Origin of the sequence: Microbacterium sp. SY138 (assembly GCF_039729145.1) — a bacterium.
Taxonomy (GTDB): domain Bacteria; phylum Actinomycetota; class Actinomycetes; order Actinomycetales; family Microbacteriaceae; genus Microbacterium; species Microbacterium maritypicum_A.
Genome location: NZ_CP155793.1, coordinates 1,859,842 through 1,879,587 on the forward strand (window position 1 = coordinate 1,859,842; position 19,746 = coordinate 1,879,587).

Here is a 19,746-nt window from a genome sequence, read left to right on the forward strand (position 1 = left end):
CCTCCTCAGCGGGTGTCTGTCGTCCTCGTTAGGCTGACAGGGTGACGGACTCCGCAAAGCCTACCCTCATGGTCGTCGACGGCCACTCGCTCGCCTATCGTGCCTTCTTCGCCCTCCCGGTCGACAATTTCACGACCAAGGACAATCAGCACACCAACGGCATCTACGGCTTCCTGTCGATGCTGGTGAACCTCATCAAGGCCGAGCAGCCGACGCATCTGGCGATCGCCTTCGACACCTCGCGTCATTCGTTCCGCACGGATGAGTACCCGGAATACAAGGCGACGCGGTCGGAGTCGCCGCAGGAGTTCAAGGGTCAGATCCCTCTCCTTCAGGATTGCCTCGCCGCCATGTCCATCCCGGTCCTGACGAAAGAGGGGATCGAGGCCGATGACATCCTCGCGACCCTCGCGTCGCAGGGCGCGGAGCAGGGCTTCGAAGTGCTCGTCGTCTCCGGCGACCGCGACACGATCCAGCTCGTCAACGACGATGTCACCCTGCTGTACCCGTCGGTGCAGGGTGTCTCCCAGCTCAAGCGCTACGACCCGTCCACCGTTCAGGAGCGCTACGGGGTGCGACCAGAGCAGTACCCCGACATCGCGGCACTCGTCGGGGAGACGAGCGACAACCTCCCCGGCGTGCCGAAGGTCGGCGAGAAGACCGCGGTCAAGTGGCTCACGCAGTTCGGCTCGCTCGATGAGCTGATCGCCCGTGCCGATGAGATCAAGGGTGTGGTCGGCGGCAACCTCCGCGACCACATCGAGGACGTCCGTCGCAACCGCAAGCTCAACCGCCTGCTCACCGACGTCGAGCTTCCGGTCGGCCCCGCCGATCTCGCGGTGGCACCGATCGATCCGCAGGCTGTGCGTGACATCTTCGCGCGCCTCGAGTTCCGCACCCTGTTGCCTCGCGTGTTCGAGGCCGTGGGCGCAGGCGAGGTCGCCGACGACCCCGCATCCGTCGTCGTCCTTCCCGTCCCCGCTGAGGTGACGCCGACCGATCTCGCCACGTGGGCCGCGGCCCAGGAAGGCGACGTCTCTCTGCGCATCACGACCCAAGGCGGGGTCCCCGTGCGCATCGGTGCCGCCACGCTGACCGAGCTCCGCGAGACCGACTGGGCAGACGCCGCCGCCGAAGCGTTGCGCGGATGGATCGAGTCCGACGCGCCGAAGGTGCTCCACGATGCGAAGCCGCAGGTGAAGGCGCTGATCCGCCAGGGCATCCGCCTCGGCGGGCTCGCCTACGACACGAGCCTGGCTGGCTGGCTCCTGCGCCCCAGCTTCCCCGACAAGACGCTCTCCGATCTGGTCGAACGCTACCTCGGCGAGAAGCTTCCCGAGGCCGATCCGACGCAGCTCGTCCCCGAGACGGAGGGGGCCACCCCGTCGCAGGAGGCATGGTTCGCGCTTCGCGTCGCCGATGCGCTTCGTGAAGACATCCCCGAGCCGGTCGCCGCGGTCCTGGTCGACATCGAGCTCCCGACACTGCTCACCCTCGCCGATATGGAGGTCGCGGGCGTGGCGGTTTCTCACGACGTGCTGTCGACGTTCTCCGGTGAGCTCGCCACCCGAGCCGAAGGGCTCGCGCAGGAGGCGTTCTCCGTCGTGGGACGGGAGTTCAACCTCGGCTCGCCCAAGCAGCTCCAAGAGGTCCTGTTCGAAGACCTCCAGCTCCCCAAGACCCGCAAGACCAAGACCGGCTACTCGACGGATGCCGCGGTGCTGGCCGACCTGCAGGAGAGCAATCCCCATCCCTTCCTGAGCCTTCTGCTGCAGCATCGCGAAGCCACAAAGCTGCGCCAGATCATCGAGTCGCTCGACACGGCCATCGGCGACGACCACCGTGTGCACACGACCTATGTGCAGACCGGAAGCCAGACCGGTCGTCTCTCCAGCACCGATCCGAACCTGCAGAACATCCCGGTGCGCACCGAGGAATCTCGCCGCATCCGCAGTGCTTTCGAAGTCGGCGAGGGGTACGAGTCTCTGCTCACGGCTGACTACTCGCAGATCGAGATGCGCATCATGGCGCACCTGTCCGGTGACGAAGGATTGATCGAAGCGTTCAACAGCGGAGAAGACCTTCACCGCTTCGTCGGCGCGCGGGTGTTCGGCGTCGAGCCGAGCGACGTCACTGCGGCCATGCGCACCAAGGTGAAGGCCATGTCGTACGGTCTCGTCTATGGCCTCTCCGCCTTCGGTCTCTCCAAGCAGCTGCGTATCGAGCAGTCCGAGGCCAAGCAGCTCATGGTCGAGTACTTCGCACGTTTCGGCGCCGTGCGCGACTATCTGCGGGCCTCGGTGATGAAGGCGAAGGAGGTCGGTTACACCGAGACGATCTTCGGTCGCCGTCGCCCGTTCCCTGACCTGGCGAGTCCGAACCGGGTGCTGCGCGAGAACGCCGAGCGTGCGGCGCTCAACGCTCCGATCCAGGGCAGTGCGGCCGACATCATGAAGATCGCGCTCCTGCACATCCACGACGATCTCCGGTCCGAGCAGCTCTCCTCTCGCGTGCTGCTGCAGATCCACGACGAACTCGTGGTCGAGGTCGCTCCGGGGGAGTGGGATGCCACGGAGCGGATCGTGCGCGCCCGGATGGGGGATGCGGCCGAGCTCTCGGTGCCGCTCGACGTGCAGGTCGGACGCGGACGCGACTGGAACGAAGCAGCGCACTGAGACCCGGCGGCGAGAGGGGGTCGGGGATTAGGCTGACAACTATGACTTCAGCTCCCCGCACTCCCTCCGCCATCGACGCCGTCGCCGATGAATGGGTCGACACGATCGCGGTACTGGCGCCCACTCTCGGGACCTACATCGGCCGCGACGAGGTGAACGATCGCTTCGGTGACCTGAGTCCCGCGGGGCAGGAAGAGATCGCCGCTGCGACTCGCGCGACACTCGACAGGCTCTCGGCCCTCGAGCCCGTCGACGCGATCGACGAGGTGACCAAGACCGACCTGGGCGCGGAGCTGCGTCTCGATCTCGAGTTGCACGACGCGAAGTGGCATCTGCGCGATCTCAACGTCATCGCCTCGGCGGCGCAGGATGTGCGCGCGGCCTTCGATCTGATGCCGACCGCGACCGTCGAGAACTGGGACGTGATCGCGACGAGGCTCGCCGCTGTTCCCGACGCCCTCCGTGGCTACGTCGAGACGCTGCGCACCGGTATCGCCGAGGGGGTGACGCCGGCACGTCGTCAAGTGATCGAGGTCGCGACGCAGATCGACCGTTACACCGCGGATGACGGATTCTTCGCCGCGTTCGTCGCGGAGGCCGACCCCGAAGAAGGCCAGCTGCCCGCCTCGCTCGCGCGTACTCTCGCCGACAACTCCGCCGCCGCACGCGTCGCGTACGACGAGCTGCGCCGCTTCCTCGCGGAGGAACTCGCCCCTGCCGCCGGAGAGGTCGACGCCGTCGGACGCGACCTGTACGCGCTCAACTCCCGTCGCTTCCTCGGGGCGACGATCGACCTCGACGAAACTTACGAGTGGGGCCGCGAAGAGCTCGCGCGCATGGTGGCGGAGCAGACCGCGATCGCGAATGAGATCCTGCCGGGGGCCTCCGTCGAAGAGGCCGTGGCCCACCTCGAAGCCGACCCCGCCCGCAAGCTCGTGGGCACCGACGCTCTCCAGAAGTGGATGCAGGAGACGAGCGATCGCGCGGTCGCCGAACTCGGAGCCTCCCACTTCGACATCCCCGAGGCGATCCACACGCTCGAGTGCATGATCGCGCCCACCCAGGAAGGTGGCATCTACTACACGGGCCCGACCGACGACTTCTCGCGTCCCGGTCGTATGTGGTGGTCCGTTCCCGAGGGCGTCACGGAGTTCGACACCTGGCGAGAGCTCACCACCGTCTTTCATGAGGGCGTGCCGGGCCACCACCTGCAGATCGCCCAGGCCGTGTACAACCGGGCCGAGCTCAACTCCTGGCGCCGGCTGTTGGCCGGCACCTCGGGCCACGCCGAGGGGTGGGCCCTGTACGCCGAGCGTCTGATGGAGCAGCTCGGCTACCTCGACGATCCCGCCGATCGACTCGGCATGCTCGACGGGCAGCGTATGCGGGCGGCCCGTGTGGTGCTCGACATCGGCGTACACCTGGGCAAGCCACGTCTCGATGGCACGGGAGTGTGGGATGCGGAGTATGCGCTCGACTTCATGCGCCAGAACGTGAACATGTCGGATCAGTTCGTGCAGTTCGAGGTGAACCGCTACCTCGGCTGGCCGGGGCAGGCTCCGTCGTACAAGGTCGGTCAGCGCATCTGGGAGCAGGTGCGTGACGGCGTCCGTGCGGCGGAGGGCGACGCCTTCTCCTTCAAGGGCTTCCACAAGCGCGCGCTCGACATGGGCGGGGTCGGCCTCGACACGCTGCGCAGCGCGCTGCTTCCGCGCTGACGGGAATGCGATTCGATCGCCGCGTGTTCATTCACCTGAATAGAGAGGGATGACATGGGCATCGAATTCGGGCTGGACACCTTCGGGGACATCACGAGGGACACAGACGGAGAGCTCCTCACCGGAGCGCAGACCATCCGCAACGTCGTGGAGCAGGCAGAGCTCGCCGACACGGTGGGCGTGGACTTCTTCGGGGTGGGGGAGCACCACCGCGCCGAGTTCGCGGTGTCCGCGCCGGAGATGGTGCTGGCCGCGATCGCGGCTCGCACGGAACACATCCGACTGGGCACCGCGGTGACCGTGTTGTCCTCCGACGATCCGGTACGCGTGTTCGAACGCTTCTCGACGCTGGACGCGCTTTCGGACGGTCGCGCCGAGGTCGTTCTCGGGCGCGGATCCTTCATCGAGTCTTTCCCCCTGTTCGGCTACGACCTCCGCGACTACGACGCACTGTTCGAGCAGAAGCTGGAGCTCTTCGTCGAGCTGCTCAAGGAAGAGCCCGTGACGTGGTCGGGCACGATGCGGGCGTCGCTCGACAACGCAAATGTGTTCCCCAAGACCGAGAAGGGCCTGCGTACCTGGGTCGGTGTCGGTGGAAGCCCGGAGTCCGTCGTGCGCGTCGCGCGTCACGGCCTGGGGCTGATGCTCGCGATCATCGGGGGACCGGCCCATCGGTTCAAGCCGTTCGTCGACCTCTACCACCGCTCCGTGGCGTCGTTCGGCACGACCTCGCACCCCGTCTCCGTTCATTCCCCGGGCCACATCGCCGAGACCGACGCGGAGGCCTGGGACGCGGCGTACTCCGGATTCGAGGCGATGAACAACACCATCGGCCGCGAGCGCGGCTGGCCGGCATACAGCCGCGCGCGTTTCCAGAACGATGTCGGTCCGGAAGGGGCGATCTACGCGGGCTCACCGGATCGAGTCGCCGCGAAGATCGCCGACACGATCACGACCTTGGGTCTCGGACGGTTCGACCTGAAGTACGCGACAGGTACCCTGTCGCACGAGTCGATGATGCGCAGTATCGAGCTGTACGGCACCGAGGTCATCCCGCGGGTGCGCAAGATCCTCGCCGCGCACGACTGACGACATCTCGCGCGGCCTGTCCGGCGCTCGGCTCTACGATGAGGAGCATGGCCAACACCGCCCTGCCGAGCCGCTCATCGCTGGCCGAGCGCCTGGACGTCCTGCCGTTCACGCGTCGACACCTCCGGCTGCTCACCGGATCCGGGCTCGGATGGGCCCTGGACGCGATGGATGTCGGTCTGATCTCCTTCATCCTCGCGGCCCTCACGCAGCAGTGGGGACTGACCAAGGGCGAGGCGGGGTGGATCGCCTCGGTCGGTTTCATTGGGATGGCCATCGGTGCGACGCTCGGCGGTCTGCTGGCCGATCGCTTCGGTCGCCGCCAGGTGTTCGCCCTCACCCTGCTCGTGTACGGCATCGCGACCGGGGCCAGCGCGCTCGTCGGCGGAATCGCAGCACTCCTCGTGCTGCGATTCCTCGTCGGGCTTGGTCTCGGTGCCGAGCTCCCGGTCGCGTCGACGTACGTGAGCGAGTTCGCTCCTGCTCGAATCCGCGGTCGTCTGATCGTCGTGTTGGAGGCCTTCTGGGCGCTCGGATGGACGGCAGCCGCCGTCATCGGGTTCCTGGTCATCCCGGCGTCCGACGACGGTTGGCGCTGGGCCTTCGCGCTCGGCGCGATTCCTGCCGTGTATGCCCTGTTCGTGCGGTGGCGGATGCCCGAGTCTCCGCGATGGCTCGCCTCGCGCGGACGCATCGCGGAAGCTGAACGAATCGTCTCGGCCTTCGAGGCTGATGCCGGTGTGGGGACGGCCCCGGCCATTCGGAAGGAGCCGGCGTCCCGCGCGATCGCGGTCACGGCTCGGGCCCGCCTCGCCACGCTCTGGAACCCCGAGTTCCGCCTGCGCACCCTCTGCCTCTGGGTGGTGTGGCTGGGCGTGAACTTCGCCTACTACGGCGCGTTCATCTGGATTCCGAGCATCCTCGTGGACGCCGGGTTCGATCTCGTCCGCTCGTTCGGATTCACACTGATCATCACGCTCGCGCAGCTTCCGGGATACGCGGTCGCCGCGTGGCTGATCGAGGTCTGGGGGCGACGGCTGACCCTGTCGGTGTTCCTTCTGGGGTCGGCCGTCTCGGCTGTGATCTTCGGCACGGCCACGACCGAGGGGGCGATCATCGCTGCGGGCATGGCTCTGTCTTTCTTCAACCTCGGTGCCTGGGGCGCGCTGTACGCCGTCACGCCCGAGATCTATCCGACGTCGTTGCGGGGAACGGGCGCGGGCTGGGCCGCCGGGGTCGGCCGCATCGCATCGATCGTGGCGCCGCTTTCCGTACCGGTCCTTCTGATCGCCGGTGGGGCTCCGCTGCTGTTCGCCGTGTTCGGCGTGTGCTTCCTCGGTGCGGCCGCCGCGGCATGGGGGCTCGTCGATCGGGGTGGTCAGGCTCTCGACGACCGTTGACGCCGCGCGTCGTGAGCCGCAATAGGCTGGGACGATGGCAGATGTGCGGTTCGTGGCGATCGGCGACTCGTTCACCGAGGGGGTCGGTGACGTTCTTCCGGATGGGCGGGAGCGCGGCTGGGCCGATCTCGCGGCCCAAGGCTGGGCGGACGCGGCGGGCCACTCCATCCAGTACGCGAACCTCGCGATCAGGGGCAAGCTCGCCTGGCCGATCGTCGAGCAGCAGCTCGAACCCGCGCTCGCCCTGCGCCCGACGCATCTCTCCTTCAACGGCGGTGGCAACGACATGCTGCGCCCGCGCACCGATGTCGAGCACATCGCCGATGCCTTCAGCCGAGTGCTGCGTCGGTGCGATGAGGAGGGCGTGACCATGATCCTGCTCTCGGGTGCCAATCCCAGCGGGCAGCTCCCGATGGGCTCCCTCGTCCAGCGGCGCGGCGATCTGCTCTCCGACGCGGTGCTCCGGCGGATCGAAGAGCGCCCCGACGTGGTCCGAGCACTCAATTGGCCGGATCGTGAGCTCTCGCGCGGTGCGTACTGGGCGGATGACCGTCTGCACATGAACGCTGCGGGTCACCACCGTGTCGCTGCCCGCGTGCTGCACGCGCTCGGTTTCGAGCCCCCGGCGACATGGTGGGCCCCGAATGATCGACTGGGTACCGGGCCATCGGGGCTCGCCTACTACCGGGAGTTCGTCGGTCCCTGGGTCCGCCGACGCGTGACGCGCACCTCGTCGGGCGATGGCCGCACGGCGAAGTACCCGTCCTGGGTCGAACGAGTGCCCTCGTGATGCGAAGCGGTTCCTCGGTTGCGGGGGATCGGTGAGCGACTTCGAATTGGCGCGTATACCCGCCGGTGTTCTGACGCTGCACGATGCGCGTCGTGACGAGCGGCGTGATGTGACACTCGAGCCGTTCCGGATCGGTGTGTATCCGGTGACGGAGGAGCAGCTCACCGAGGTGCTGGGCATCCCGGTGCGCCACCCGCGTCGCCCCGCCGCCGACCTCAGTTGGTTGCGCGCGGTCCACTTCTGCAACGCCGCATCCGAATGGGAGGGCCTGGATCGGGTCTATCTGTTCGATGGCGAGGAGGTGACCTGGGACACGACCGCCGACGGGTACCGGCTCCCCACAGAAGCGGAGTGGGAGTTCGCCTGCCGCGCCGGGTCGACAGGTCCGCACTATGCGCCTCTTGCCGATGCGGCATGGACGAGTGCGGACGGGGTGTCCTCTCCGCAGGACATCGGCGGCAAGCTGCCGAACCTCAACGGTCTCTTCGACACGCTCGGCAACGTCTGGGAGTGGTGCTGGGACCTGTTGGATCCCGCCCGTTATGACGACTACCGTGTCTTCCGCGGCGGCGGGTTCGCCGACGACGCGTGGAGCGTGCGGGCATCGGTGCGTCGCGGGGGCGCGCCGCGCATGCATCACGAGGATGTCGGGCTCCGACTGGCGCGGGGTGCGTTCGACACGGTCGACGGTGCACAGGGCTGGTCCGCGCGCGCGGACCGCGAACGTGCTGTCCGGAATGGACCGTTGCCTTCCGGATGGACGCCTCGTCGGAGCTGAGACGCCGGTACCGCGCGGCCTCGGTGTCCGCATCAGTCCACGTTTTGTCCTGACATCCCGCGGATGGAAAGCTGGGGACATGGCACCTTCCTACGCGCTCATCGTCTCCCAAGGCCGAGTGGCCGATCGCACCGACGGAGCGCTCGTGGGGGCACGACGCGTGGGTGACGCGGTCTCGGCATTGCTGGAGATCGAACCGCACGTCGTCGGCACCCCGACACCGGGCCTGGTCGATGACTGGTCCGTCGCTCTTCCCGAAGCGGAGGCGACTCTGAGCGGATTGCGCGCAGCGGTGCACGACGCCATCTCTACGGGCGCGACACCCCTCCTGATCACGAACACCTGCGCGGCGAGCCTCGGCACTCTTCCCACTGCTGCCGAGCATCATCCCGACGCCGTCGTGCTCTGGATCGACGCACACGGCGACTTCAACACTCCGGATACGACGGATTCGGGCTATCTCGGCGGTATGGTCCTGGCCGCGGCGTGCGGACTCTGGGACAGTGGGCACGGCGACGGCATCGATCCGAAGCAGGTGATCGTGGTCGGCGGTCGCGACATCGACGTCGCTGAGGGTGAGTTGCTCGCCGAAGCGGGGGTCACCGTTCTCGCTCCTTCCGAGAGCACGCCGGAGCGCGTCCTCGAACTCGTCGCCGGACGTCCCGTGTGGATCCACGTCGATTGGGACGTGCTCGAACCCGGGTACATCCCCGCCGCCTACCGGGTCGGAGGCGGCTTGCTGCCTCACCACGTGGCGGCGATTTTCGCGGCGCTGCCGTCCGACTCGGTCCGGGGGATCGAACTCGCGGAGTTCGAAGCGGGCGACGATGAGGTGCCGGAGCGCGTCAGCGTCGAGCTCATCGTGGAGACGCTGCAGCACCTGCTCCGATAGGGTGCGCTCAGTGCCGACGTTCCGGATCGAGGCCCATCCGGATGCGCGTCCGCTTGCGTTCGATGAGGATGAACACCGTGCCGATGATCCAGAGGGGGATCGGCATCAGGAACGCGATCCGGAAGGCCCCGAGCGAGTATGTCTCGGGAGTGCCGGCGCCCTGCAGGTCGAGTGCGAGGCCGATGAGGAAGATGGCGATGAGCGCGGCGATGAACCCTCCCGCGTTCGTCACACCGGTGGCGGTGCTCAGACGGTGGGTGGGGTTGTGCGTCCGCGCATGGTCGAACGCGATCATGGAGGCGGGCCCTCCGGTCGCGAGGGCGATCGCCAGCACATAGAGGAGCCAGATGGGCGCGGTGTCGGGCACAGCGATGACAGCGACCCACGCTGCCATCTGCACCCCGACGGCGGGGAGCACCAGCGCGAGCGACCGGTGATTCGGAAGCCGCCGGGAGAGGTCGCCGATGAGGGGTCCCAGAAGCATGCCGGCCACGACATATACGGAGATGATTCCCGCGGCGTGGGCCGTGTCGAGCCCTTCCGCCGCGGTGAGGAAGGGCATTCCCCAGAGCAGCACGAACGCGGTACCCGCGAACGGGGTCGTGAAGTGCGACCAGAAGGCCAGCCGCGTGCCCGGGTGTGCCCAGGCGGCACGTATGCCGACACCGGTATCTATGGCGGAGGTGACGACGCGGACGACACCGGTATCGGTGTTCACCGTGACGTCGGCGCCGCGCTCTGCGGGATGGTTGCGAATCACCAGCGCCACGAGGATGGTGAACAGCACACCGAGGCCCGCGATGCTGCCGAAGGTGATGGTCCAGTTGGTGGCGTGCAGGAGTGCGGCCAGCGGGACCAGGGCGATCAGCTGGCCGGCTTGACCGATGATGCCGGTGAACTGGACCATGAGCGGCCCGCGTTGAGCGGGAAACCAGGTCGCGACGAGTCGTAGCACCGCGGGGAAGATAGCGGCATCACCGGCACCGAGCAGGACACGCGCGAAGATCGCGATGCCGATGCTGGGGGAGAGGGCCATGGTCAGCTGGCCCGCGGCCATCAGCAGCATGCCGACGGTCATGATCGGGCGCGAGCCGAAGCGATCGAGGAGCACTCCGATCGGGATCTGCATTCCGCCGTACACGGCGAGCTGGACCACGGCGAAAAGAGCGAGCGTCGATGCATCCGCCTGGAAGCGGTCGGCCGCTTCGACGCCGACAGCGCCGAGCGATGTGCGGTTCGTGATGGCCAACACGTAAGCGGCGACTCCGACCGACCAGATCACCCAGGCTCTCCACCCCGGTGTCGAGACGGGGGAGGGGGAGACCTGCGGCACGCCTCAACGCTACTCCTCCGACGGCGCGCATTCGGCGACCTCCGCTCGATGTCGGTCGGGGTCGCTACGGTGGCGCCATGACCAGTTCCCCTTTGCACCACTCACTCGACTACGTCGAGCTCGTCGTCACCGATCTGGAGGCGTCGAAGAGCTTTTTCGGTGACGCCTTCGGCTGGAGCTTCAACGACTACGGCCCCGGATACGCCGGGATCGTGTCGCCACGAGGCGACGGCAACGAAGCCGGCGGTCTGATGCTGGCCGACGAGCCGCGTCCCGTCGGAGGTCCGCTCGTACTGCTCTATTCGGAAGACCTCGACGCCACGAAGGCGGCTATCGAGAAGGCCGGCGGAACGATCCTCCAAGAGCCGTACGCGTTCCCCGGGGGGCGACGCCTGCACTTCGCCGACCCGACGGGCACGGAGCTCGGAGTCTGGTCGACGCAGTAGGAGTCAGCCGTGGCTTCGCCGGTGTCGCGCGTGCGACTATTGCCGGTATGACGGACATCGTGGCGGGCGACATCCCCGAGGACATCGAGAGATGCGTGGACGTCTGGATTCACGCGCTCCGGCACCGTGACGGGGATGTCGACTCCCGCTCGATCGCCGATCGCATGCGAAAGCTGTTCGATGGCCATGTCCTCCGGTTCGCGCTCACGGGGGAGCCTCTGGCGGGTTTCGCTCTCACCACGCCGAAGACACACGACGAGACGACGGCCGTGTTGGAGCGGATCGCCGTGATGCCGTCATCCGCCGGGCAGGGACGTGGTCGTGCCCTGCTGCGCGATGCGATTCAGTATTCGACGGGTGCCGGCTTCTTCAGCCTCGAACTCGCGGTGCGGCGAGGGAACGCCGCCATCCCGCTCTACGAATCGGAGGGCTTCGCGGCGGTCTCGGAGCCTGTCCCGCACCCGCTCGGCGGCGAGCCCATGATCACCTATCGCCGTGATCTCGTCGATCCGCACAGCGGAGCGATCGCGGGTACCTCAGGACTCAGCGTTCCGCGGGTACAGGGTCCCGAGATCGTTCTCCGACCTTTCGAGGAATCTGACATCGATGCCGTGTTGGAGGCGTCCTTCGATCGTTCGATCACCGACGTCACCACCGTTCCCATCGTCGCTGATCCCGGGCTCGCCGGCGCGTGGCTGGTCCGGCAGCACGAGCGGGCAGCGAAGGGTATCGGCTACTCGTTCGCGATCGAGGCGAACGAAGAATGCGTGGGGCAGATCGGGCTGTGGCTTCGTGACCGGGACCAGGGTCGAGCGACCGTCGGCTACTGGATCCGACCCACGCGACGCGGCGAGGGATACGCCTACAGCGCGCTGCAAACCCTCACGGAATGGGCGTGGCACCTCGCCGATCTGCATCGTCTGCAGCTGCACATCGATCCGACGAACGGGCCCTCACTCCGGACTGCTGAGAAGGCGGGCTATGCGCGCGAAGGGTTGCTTCATTCGTGGCAGAAGATCGGCGATGAGCGCCGGGACATGCTCGTGTACAGCCGACTCCGGTCACCGTGGCCGATTGCTGATCCGGCGGCTGAGGAACCGGCTTAGTCGACGATGCGGTGGCCGAGATCTTCGAGGATCATCGTCACGAGTTGATCGGTGGTCGTCTCCGGGCCGACCCGTCGCTCATCGAACCAGGGGAGTGGTTGCCACCCGTCGTGCCATCGGCGGATCTCGTCCTCCCCGAAAGTGTTCGCGAGAGGCCTTCCGGCATGGCGCCGAATCGTCTCTTCGAGGCCGACGTCGAACTGATAGATTCCTGTCGTTCCGCGATGGTCGAGGTACAAGCTCTCGAAGGCTTCGGCGTAGTCGCGCAGATTGAAGATCCCGTCGAGGATGACGTCGTAACCGAGGTCCAGCGCCTGCCGGGCGGCGCCGACGATCAGGATGCTCGCCGCTCGAGAGCGTCTCAACCGGTTGGGGTCGTGCAGCAGCTCACGGCGGAAGTGGTCTTGAGAAATGATGGCGACCCGTTGACCTAGTGCCGGTCGCAGTGCCCTCGCCGTCGTCGTCTTCCCCGATGCGGCATCGCCGCGCAGGATGACGAGACGCGTGGAGCCACTGCCCGTGAGAGTCATCGAACCATCCTTGCAGCGCCCGCCAGGCGGGTCGAGTCCGGCGATCAATCGAGCGCGAACGGCATTCCCAGCACGGCCCTGAGTCTCGACGCGAATGTCTCGCGACGGCCGGGATCCACCCACTCCGCGTCTCCGTGTCGTTGGTACAGCCGATCGTCCGGAAAGCGGGGGAACACATGCACATGCAGGTGCCAGACGTCCTGGTCTCCTGCGGGCTCATTGTGCTGCCGGATGGAGGTCCCCTCGCATCCGTAGGATGACCGGATGCCGATCGCCACCCTCTGCGTCAGATCCCACACCGCGAAGCCGTCCTCCGGTGACAGGTCGTAGATGTTCTCCACGTGCGTCCGCGGGATGACGAGGACCGCTCCGGAGTTCCCCGGCCACCACTTCGGCGCGATCCGAGCGAATGCACGGTCGGTGACGGCGACCACGTCGGACGGCATGCTGAGTTGGTCGTACAGACCCTGTTGGATTTTGCAGAACGGACACGCATATCCGGGCGGCTCGTGGGTGGCTGGGTGCACGCACCGATCATCGCACGGGGGAGTGCTGGTACCGGGAGCTGCATCTGTCACCGGTGGCGCTGACGATCTTCTTAGCTGACATAATGTGCATTATCGGCTATCTTTCACGATCCGAGAGCGGTGATCGATAGGCTCGCCTCGTGAACGGAAGCAACGTCGACATCGACTGGGAATCTGCGCGACGCGCGAATCAGGAGAACTGGGAGGATCGCGTCCCGGTGCACACGGAAGCCTATGGGCTCGCTGCGTTCGACGATCCCGCGCATCTCAGCGACGTCGTTCGCGACGACCTCGCGACGATGACCTCGTTCCTTCCTGCGGACGGTCTGTCCGGCCTCGATCTCTGTCACCTGCAATGCCACATCGGCACCGACACGGTCTCCCTGGCTCGCGCCGGTGCGACGGTGACCGGCGTCGATTTCTCGCCGTCTGCGCTCCGTGCGGCGACCGACCTCGCCGCGCGTCTGGGTATCGATGCGACGTGGGTGCAGACCGATGTGCTCGATGCACGGGCTGCAGTCACCGGTGACTTCGATGTCGTGTACACGAGTATCGGGACGATCAGCTGGCTCGACGACCTGGATCGGTGGGCGGCGCAGATCGTGCAGCTGCTGCGTCCGGGCGGGATGTTCTTCATCCGCGACGGTCATCCCGCCCTGTACGCGCTGGATGAGGACGCGGACACCTTGGCCACGCGCTATTCCTACTTCGCGACCGGTCGCGCGCAGCAATGGGACGACGACAGCACATATGCCGGCGACGGTCGTATCGACCACGCCCGCACTTACGAGTGGCCGCACCCGTTGTCCGAGATCCTCGGTGCGCTGCTGCGTGCAGGGCTCAGGCTCGTCCACTTCGATGAAGGTCGTACGCTGCCGTGGCGATTCAGCGATCGCATGGTCGAGGTGTCCGGCGGCTACGCCTGGCCCGAAGCCGAGCGGGATCTGATCCCCTGCACGTACACGATCATCGCGCGCGTCGACGAAGGCGGAGCCGCCGGAGACGCGTGATGGTCGGAGTGCGGGCGCGGGCACGCGCTCCGACCATTCTCACGCTCCGACGTACTGCGCGAGGTGCTCCCCCGTGAGTGTCGATTTTTGGGATACCAAATCCCTCGGCGTCCCCTCGAAGACGATCCTGCCACCGTCGTGTCCGGCTCCCGGCCCGATGTCGATGATCCAGTCCGCGTGCGCCATGACTGCCTGATGGTGCTCGATCACGATCACGGTCTTGCCGGCATCCACGAGTCGATCCAGCAGTCCCAGGATCTTGTCCACATCGGCGAGGTGAAGGCCGGTCGTGGGCTCGTCCAGCACATAGACGTCGCCCTTCTCCCCCATCTGGATCGCGAGCTTGATGCGTTGGCGTTCGCCACCGGACAGCGTCGACAGCGGCTGCCCGAGTGACAGGTAGCCGAGTCCCACGTCTTCCATCCGCCCGAGGATCGCCGTGGCGGCGGGCAGCTTGGCCTCCCCGTCGCTGAAGAACACCCGGGCCTCGGAGACCGGCAGATCGAGCACCTCGGTGATGTCCTTGCCTGCGAGCTTGTACTCCAGTACCCCGGCCTGGAAGCGCTTGCCTCCGCAGTCCTCGCAGGGAGTCTCGATCGTGTCCATGAAGCCGAGCTCCGTGATGATCACACCCGCGCCCTTGCACGAGGGGCAGGCGCCTTCGGAGTTCGCGCTGAACAGAGCCGGCTTCACGCCGTTCGCCTTCGCGAAAGCCTTGCGGATCGGCTCGAGGAGTCCCGTGTACGTCGCCGGGTTGCTTCGCCGGGAGCCCTTGATCGCGGCCTGGTCGATCGCCACGACTCCGTCGCGCTTGGACACCGACCCGTGGATGAGCGAGCTCTTGCCCGAGCCCGCCACGCCCGTCACGACGGTGAGGACCCCCGTCGGGATGTCGACATCGACGTCCTGGAGGTTGTTCGCCGTGGCCCCGCGCACTTCGATCGATCCGGTTCCGGAGCGCACTGCCTCCTTGAGCTGGGCCCGATCCTCGAGGTGGTCACCGGTCTTGGTACCACTGGCCTTCAGCCCCTCGACCGTGCCCTCGAAGCAGATCTCACCACCGGCGCTGCCCGCACCAGGCCCCAGGTCGACGACGTGGTCGCCGATCGCGATGGTCTCGGGTTTGTGCTCGACGACCAGCACGGTGTTGCCTTTGTCCCGCAGCTTCAGCAGCAGGCCGTTCATGCGCTGGATGTCGTGCGGGTGCAGACCGATCGTCGGCTCGTCGAACACGTAGGTGATGTCGGTGAGGGATGAGCCGAGGTGCCGCAGCATCTTGATGCGCTGCGCCTCTCCCCCGGACAACGTGCCCGACGGACGCTCCAGACTGAGGTATCCGAGGCCGAGCGTCACGAAGGCGTCGAGATTGGCGCTGAGCGCCTGCAGCAGCGGACCGGCTCCAGGGAGATCGAGTCCCCGGACCCAATCGGCCAGGTCTGTCACCTGCATGCGGCACGCATCGGCGATGCTCACACCCTCGATCTTCGATGACCGCGCCCCCTCGGTGAGCCGCGTCCCATCGCACTCCGGGCAGACGGCGAACGTGGCCACGCGCTCCACGAAGGCCCGGATGTGCGGCTGCAGCGCGTCGAGGTCCTTCGAGAGCATCGACTTCGTGATCTTCGGGATGAGACCCTCGTACGTCATGTTGATCCCGGAGATCTTCACCTTCGTGACCTCGCCGTAGAGGAAGAGGTGTCGCTGCTTGTCGGTGAACTGGGAGATCGGCTTATCCGCGGGATAGAAGCCCGACTGGGAGAACCCCTTCACCATCCATCCGTCGGCCGTGTAGCCGGGCACCATGATGGCACCGTCGTCGAGAGACTTCGACTCGTCGACGATCTGGGCGAGATCGAGGTCGGACACCGCTCCCCTGCCCTCGCATCGCGGACACATGCCGCCGAGGTAGATCGCATCCTTCACGATCTTCTTCTCTCCACCCGGGCCTGTCATGACACCGCTTGCCTTCTGCGTCGGAATGTTGAACGAGAAGGCGGTCGGTCCGCCGATATAGGGCTGCCCCAGCTTGCTGAACAGGATGCGGAGCATCGCGTTGGCGTCGGTGACGGTGCCGACGGTCGATCGGGGGTTCGCTCCCAGACGCTCCTGGTCGACGATGATCGCCGTGGTCAGACCCTCGAGGATGTCGACATCTGGACGGGGCACCGACGGCATGAACCCCTGGACGAAGGCGCTGTAGGTCTCGTCGATCATGCGCCGCGACTCCGCCGCGATCGTGTCGAAGACGAGCGAGCTCTTCCCCGAACCAGACACGCCGGTGAACACGGTCAGACGGCGCTTCGGGATATCGACGCTGACGTCCTTGAGATTGTTCTCGCGCGCACCCTGTACGCGGATCAGGTCGTGGGTGTCTGCGGGGTGCTCGTCCGTGGTCATCGGCGTCTTTCGTGGGATCGGTGGAGAAGGTCAGGCGGCCTGGTTGATACGCAGCAGGTTGCCTGCAGGATCGCGGAACGCGCAGTCGCGCACACCGTAGGGCTGATCGATGGGCTCCTGCACGACATCGGCTCCACGTTCGACGAGACGCTCGAAGAGGGCGTCGACGTCATCGCTGGCCAGCGTGAGGGCCGCGAAGCTGCCCTTGGCGATCAGCTCGAGGATCGTCTGACGCTCGGCGTCCGTGATGCCCGGATCGGTTGCCGGCGGGTGCAGCACGATCGATGTCTGCGGCTGACCCTCGGGCCCGACGGTGAGCCACCGCAGGCCGTCGTACCCGACATCGTTGCGCACCTCGAAGCCGAGGGCGTCGCGATAGAACGCGAGGGCCGCTTCGGCATCGGTGTGCGGGAGGAATGCGTAGTGGATGCTGATGTTCATGGTGTTCACGTTAGGTGCGCATCGGTGCGCGGCGCTTCTCGATTCCTGATCGGTCTGGTCACGTGCTTGGCCTGGAACGAGGGGATTCCCTCGACGCTGGCAGCGCGTTCACGGTACACGCTGGGTGCGACACCGACCAGCTCGGAGAATCTCGTGCTGAATGTGCCGAGCGAGGAGCAGCCCACTTCGAAGCACACCTCCGTCACCGTCAGGTCTCCGCGTCGCAGGAGTGCCATCGCCCGCTCGATACGTCGGGTCATCAGATACGAGTAGGGAGACTCGCCGTAGGCCTCTCTGAACTGCCGGCTCAGGTGCCCCGCCGACATATGCACACCGCGGGCGAGCGCCTCGACATCGAGTGGTCGTGCGTACTCCCGGTCGATGCGGTCTCGGACTCTCCTCATCACGGTGAGTTCGCGGAGGCGAACTTCGTCGACGTCGGTCACGACTTGATCTTGCCATGTCCCCGGAAGTCGCGGCATGACGGAACGAAACGCGGAAGACGGCTTCTCCCCCGCTCCGGCCCGGCGGAGCGCTATCCTGAGGGCGCATCCTCACAGGATCTTCTCAGAAAGGGGTCCCCACCATGTCTGAACCACTCACGGAGGCCAAGTCGTTGTTCAAGTCGATCCGCGTCACGCTGGCCGTCGCCGGTGTGCTGGCGCTGCTCGCCGGAATCGTCCTCCTCGTCTGGCCGGTGAAGTCCGCGGTCATCGTGACGGCGATCTTCGCCACCTACCTCATCATCGCCGGTCTCGTCTACGTCGGACTCGGCATCTTCTCGAGCGCGAAGGGCGGGTGGGCGCGCGTCGGTCACATCGTCCTCGGCCTGCTCTACATCGCTGCCGGTGTCATCGCGTACTTCAACCTGAATGCCGCCGCCGCCACGCTCGCCTTCGTGGTCGTGATCTTCATCGGCGTCAGCTGGATCGTCGATGGGATCGTCGCGCTCACACTGCTGGGCAGCGACGGCTCGCGCGTCTGGACCGTCCTCTACGCGATCCTGAGCATCGTCGCGGGAATCATCGTGTTGTTCTCGCCGCTCATCGCCGGCTTCGCGTTCTGGCTGCTGCTGGGCATCTCGCTGGTCGTGCTCGGAATCATCCAGATCGTGCGCGCCATCACGCTCGGTCGAGACGAGAAGGAATACGTCTCCGCCGTGCAGGGTGGAGCGACGAGCTGATCCTGTCGGTCTGAAAACAGATCGGCCCCGTCCCGCAGCGTGCAGGACGGGGCCGATCTGTGCGCCCTGGCTACTCGGCGGCGAAGGCGCTCACATCACCGACGAGGCGCGTGTTGTCCGCCGGTACCGGGTCGATGACGGCCTTGGCGACCTCGGCTGCGAACTCCGAGACGTTGTAGAGCCTGCCGGCCGATTCCCGGCGCTCGGCGATGGCGCCCGGGTTCGCGCGCTCGAGCAGAGTCGCCGTGATCGTTCCTTCGATCATGTCGCCCGAGACGACGGTGAAGCCGATCCCCTTCTCGGCCAGTCCGGGGATGAGCTCGCGGAGCGCGTCTTCCCCCGCCCGCTTCGAGAGTGCCACCGGTTCGTACTCCGGCATGGTCGGCGTGGTCCGGATGAAGTGCGCCTGGTGGCTGGTGACGAACACGACGCGCGCGCCGTCTCCGAGCAGGGGCGTCGCCGCGTTCAGGACGTTGAGCTGCGCGTCACGGTTCAGCGCGAGGGCGTAGTCCTCGGCCATGCCGGATTCCATGCCGCCGGAGGCGTTGAGCACGAGGACGTCGAGCCGCCCGTATTCGGCGCGGATCGCCTCGAACATCTCGGCGACGGATGCCTGGTCGGTCAGGTCCGCGCCGACGACGAGAGCGCGACGGCCGAGCTCGCGGAGCTGGGCGGCGAGCTTCTCTGCACGCGGTGCCTTGTTGCGGAAGTTGATGACGACGTCGGCGCCTGCCTCGGCGAGGTAGCGCACGGTGTCGGCGCCGATGCCCCGCGATGAACCGGTGACAAGAGCGACCTTGCCGTCAAGGGATCCTGCGGGAAGAACGTCGGTCACGGTGACTCCTCATGATGCGTGAAAAAGCCGTGATCGCACGGCCCTCTCACACTATCAAGCGCGCGCTGTGGCACCCTGATCCGTCGGTGCCCGCGTGATACGTTGACCACAAAGGAGGCCGCATGGACAACTTCACGACATTCGTCACGTTCATCGACCAATGGGCGTGGATCGGCTGGCTGGTCCTGATCGCCGTCTTCCTCGTCATCGAGATGCTGTCGCTGGACTTCACCTTCCTGATGCTGAGCTTCGGCAGCGTCGTGGGGCTGGTCACGGATCTGATCGGTGTTCCGGTCTGGCTGCAGGTCATCATCGCCGCGGCCGCCGCCGCGCTGTTCATCCTCTTCCTGCGTCCCCCGCTCCTCAAGCGACTGCGCCGCGGAGAAGATCCGACCAAGTCGAATGTCGACGCCCTCGTCGACCTGCGCGGTATCGCGCTGCACGACATCACTCAGATCTCCGGCCAGGTCAAGCTCGCCAACGGCGACACCTGGACCGCTCGCACCGCCACGCCCGTGCCGATCCCGCAGGGCGCTCCGATCGCCGTGACCGCGATCAACGGTGCGACCGCCATCGTCCGTCCCGTCAACGACTAG

At 66.6% G+C, this 19,746-nt stretch carries 19 protein-coding genes; 12 read left to right on the forward strand and 7 right to left on the reverse strand.

What is annotated here, in order from left to right; all coding sequences use genetic code 11:
• The first annotated feature begins 41 nt into the window (after positions 1–41).
• The 7 genes from polA (at position 42) to ABDC25_RS08865 (ending at position 9,342) form a co-directional block, all read left to right on the forward strand.
• Positions 42–2,675, forward strand: a complete 2,634-nt coding sequence (gene polA / locus ABDC25_RS08835; protein WP_031207658.1) for a DNA polymerase I — start codon at positions 42–44, stop codon at positions 2,673–2,675.
• A 41-nt stretch (positions 2,676–2,716) separates the two neighbouring features.
• Positions 2,717–4,393, forward strand: a complete 1,677-nt coding sequence (locus ABDC25_RS08840; protein ID WP_347125847.1) for a DUF885 domain-containing protein — start codon at positions 2,717–2,719, stop codon at positions 4,391–4,393.
• A gap of 54 nt (positions 4,394–4,447) precedes the next feature.
• Complete coding sequence (locus ABDC25_RS08845; protein WP_136024896.1) at positions 4,448–5,482, forward strand: LLM class flavin-dependent oxidoreductase; 1,035 nt, start codon at positions 4,448–4,450, stop codon at positions 5,480–5,482.
• Between the two features lie 47 nt (positions 5,483–5,529).
• Positions 5,530–6,882, forward strand: a complete 1,353-nt coding sequence (locus ABDC25_RS08850) for an MFS transporter (protein WP_347125849.1) — start codon at positions 5,530–5,532, stop codon at positions 6,880–6,882.
• Between the two features lie 34 nt (positions 6,883–6,916).
• Positions 6,917–7,672, forward strand: coding sequence for an SGNH/GDSL hydrolase family protein (locus ABDC25_RS08855; RefSeq protein ID WP_021200582.1), 756 nt, complete (start codon positions 6,917–6,919; stop codon positions 7,670–7,672).
• Between the two features lie 31 nt (positions 7,673–7,703).
• Positions 7,704–8,450, forward strand: coding sequence for an SUMF1/EgtB/PvdO family nonheme iron enzyme (locus ABDC25_RS08860; RefSeq protein WP_167254108.1), 747 nt, complete (start codon positions 7,704–7,706; stop codon positions 8,448–8,450).
• Between the two features lie 79 nt (positions 8,451–8,529).
• Positions 8,530–9,342 (forward strand): arginase family protein, encoded by an 813-nt coding sequence (locus ABDC25_RS08865; protein ID WP_021200580.1) that lies wholly within the window; start codon positions 8,530–8,532, stop codon positions 9,340–9,342.
• Positions 9,343–9,349: 7 nt separating this feature from the next.
• Here ABDC25_RS08865 and ABDC25_RS08870 read toward each other — a convergent pair whose 3' ends face one another.
• Positions 9,350–10,675, reverse strand: coding sequence for an MFS transporter (locus ABDC25_RS08870; protein ID WP_167254110.1), 1,326 nt, complete (start codon positions 10,673–10,675; stop codon positions 9,350–9,352).
• Between the two features lie 77 nt (positions 10,676–10,752).
• On the opposite strand from ABDC25_RS08870, the gene ABDC25_RS08875 reads away from it, so the two are divergent.
• Complete coding sequence (locus ABDC25_RS08875) at positions 10,753–11,121, forward strand: VOC family protein (protein ID WP_031207654.1); 369 nt, start codon at positions 10,753–10,755, stop codon at positions 11,119–11,121.
• A gap of 47 nt (positions 11,122–11,168) precedes the next feature.
• Entirely contained in the window at positions 11,169–12,227 is a 1,059-nt protein-coding gene (locus ABDC25_RS08880) for a GNAT family N-acetyltransferase (protein ID WP_021200577.1), read from the forward strand.
• Here ABDC25_RS08880 and ABDC25_RS08885 read toward each other — a convergent pair.
• Together ABDC25_RS08885 and ABDC25_RS08890 are read right to left on the reverse strand one after the other, a co-directional pair.
• Positions 12,224–12,757: an AAA family ATPase gene (locus ABDC25_RS08885; protein WP_021200576.1), complete on the reverse strand. Its 534-nt coding sequence runs from the start codon at positions 12,755–12,757 to the stop codon at positions 12,224–12,226. The genes ABDC25_RS08880 and ABDC25_RS08885 overlap by 4 nt on opposite strands.
• A gap of 44 nt (positions 12,758–12,801) precedes the next feature.
• Positions 12,802–13,203, reverse strand: coding sequence for an HIT domain-containing protein (locus ABDC25_RS08890; RefSeq protein ID WP_021200575.1), 402 nt, complete (start codon positions 13,201–13,203; stop codon positions 12,802–12,804).
• Positions 13,204–13,424: 221 nt separating this feature from the next.
• Between ABDC25_RS08890 and ABDC25_RS08895 the strand changes: the two genes are divergently transcribed.
• Positions 13,425–14,294, forward strand: coding sequence for a class I SAM-dependent methyltransferase (locus ABDC25_RS08895; RefSeq protein WP_347125854.1), 870 nt, complete (start codon positions 13,425–13,427; stop codon positions 14,292–14,294).
• Positions 14,295–14,333: 39 nt separating this feature from the next.
• Here the strand turns inward: ABDC25_RS08895 and ABDC25_RS08900 are convergent, their stop codons facing one another.
• Genes ABDC25_RS08900 through ABDC25_RS08910 form a run of 3 tightly spaced genes read right to left on the reverse strand, consistent with a single transcriptional unit; the run spans position 14,334 to position 17,536 of the window.
• Positions 14,334–16,691, reverse strand: coding sequence for an excinuclease ABC subunit UvrA (locus tag ABDC25_RS08900; protein ID WP_021200573.1), 2,358 nt, complete (start codon positions 16,689–16,691; stop codon positions 14,334–14,336).
• A gap of 30 nt (positions 16,692–16,721) precedes the next feature.
• Positions 16,722–17,132 (reverse strand): VOC family protein, encoded by a 411-nt coding sequence (locus ABDC25_RS08905; protein WP_347125856.1) that lies wholly within the window; start codon positions 17,130–17,132, stop codon positions 16,722–16,724.
• A 5-nt stretch (positions 17,133–17,137) separates the two neighbouring features.
• Positions 17,138–17,536 carry a helix-turn-helix transcriptional regulator gene (locus ABDC25_RS08910; RefSeq protein ID WP_231924918.1) on the reverse strand — a complete coding sequence of 133 codons (399 nt, stop codon included), beginning with the start codon at positions 17,534–17,536 and terminating at the stop codon, positions 17,138–17,140.
• 182 nt (positions 17,537–17,718) lie between these two features.
• Here ABDC25_RS08910 and ABDC25_RS08915 point away from each other — a divergent pair, with 182 nt between their 5' ends.
• On the forward strand, positions 17,719–18,315 hold the full coding sequence (locus ABDC25_RS08915) for a DUF308 domain-containing protein (RefSeq protein ID WP_021200570.1): 597 nt from the start codon (positions 17,719–17,721) through the stop codon (positions 18,313–18,315).
• A 70-nt stretch (positions 18,316–18,385) separates the two neighbouring features.
• On the opposite strand, the gene ABDC25_RS08920 is transcribed toward ABDC25_RS08915, so the two are convergent.
• Positions 18,386–19,150, reverse strand: coding sequence for an SDR family oxidoreductase (locus ABDC25_RS08920; RefSeq protein ID WP_167254118.1), 765 nt, complete (start codon positions 19,148–19,150; stop codon positions 18,386–18,388).
• Positions 19,151–19,272: 122 nt separating this feature from the next.
• Between ABDC25_RS08920 and ABDC25_RS08925 the strand changes: the two genes are divergently transcribed.
• Positions 19,273–19,746 carry an NfeD family protein gene (locus ABDC25_RS08925; protein ID WP_021200568.1) on the forward strand — a complete coding sequence of 158 codons (474 nt, stop codon included), beginning with the start codon at positions 19,273–19,275 and terminating at the stop codon, positions 19,744–19,746.

Coding starts and splice junctions, on each gene's coding strand:
- ABDC25_RS08840 (WP_347125847.1), top strand. CDS start 2,717: ATGACTTCAGCTCCCCGCACTCCCTCCGCCATCGACGCCGTCGCCGAT.
- ABDC25_RS08845 (WP_136024896.1), top strand. CDS start 4,448: ATGGGCATCGAATTCGGGCTGGACACCTTCGGGGACATCACGAGGGAC.
- ABDC25_RS08850 (WP_347125849.1), top strand. CDS start 5,530: ATGGCCAACACCGCCCTGCCGAGCCGCTCATCGCTGGCCGAGCGCCTG.
- ABDC25_RS08855 (WP_021200582.1), top strand. CDS start 6,917: ATGGCAGATGTGCGGTTCGTGGCGATCGGCGACTCGTTCACCGAGGGG.
- ABDC25_RS08865 (WP_021200580.1), top strand. CDS start 8,530: ATGGCACCTTCCTACGCGCTCATCGTCTCCCAAGGCCGAGTGGCCGAT.
- ABDC25_RS08875 (WP_031207654.1), top strand. CDS start 10,753: ATGACCAGTTCCCCTTTGCACCACTCACTCGACTACGTCGAGCTCGTC.
- ABDC25_RS08880 (WP_021200577.1), top strand. CDS start 11,169: ATGACGGACATCGTGGCGGGCGACATCCCCGAGGACATCGAGAGATGC.
- ABDC25_RS08885 (WP_021200576.1), bottom strand. CDS start 12,757: ATGACTCTCACGGGCAGTGGCTCCACGCGTCTCGTCATCCTGCGCGGC.
- ABDC25_RS08890 (WP_021200575.1), bottom strand. CDS start 13,203: ATGCCGTCCGACGTGGTCGCCGTCACCGACCGTGCATTCGCTCGGATC.
- ABDC25_RS08900 (WP_021200573.1), bottom strand. CDS start 16,691: ATGACCACGGACGAGCACCCCGCAGACACCCACGACCTGATCCGCGTA.
- ABDC25_RS08905 (WP_347125856.1), bottom strand. CDS start 17,132: ATGAACATCAGCATCCACTACGCATTCCTCCCGCACACCGATGCCGAA.
- ABDC25_RS08910 (WP_231924918.1), bottom strand. CDS start 17,536: ATGAGGAGAGTCCGAGACCGCATCGACCGGGAGTACGCACGACCACTC.
- ABDC25_RS08915 (WP_021200570.1), top strand. CDS start 17,719: ATGTCTGAACCACTCACGGAGGCCAAGTCGTTGTTCAAGTCGATCCGC.
- ABDC25_RS08925 (WP_021200568.1), top strand. CDS start 19,273: ATGGACAACTTCACGACATTCGTCACGTTCATCGACCAATGGGCGTGG.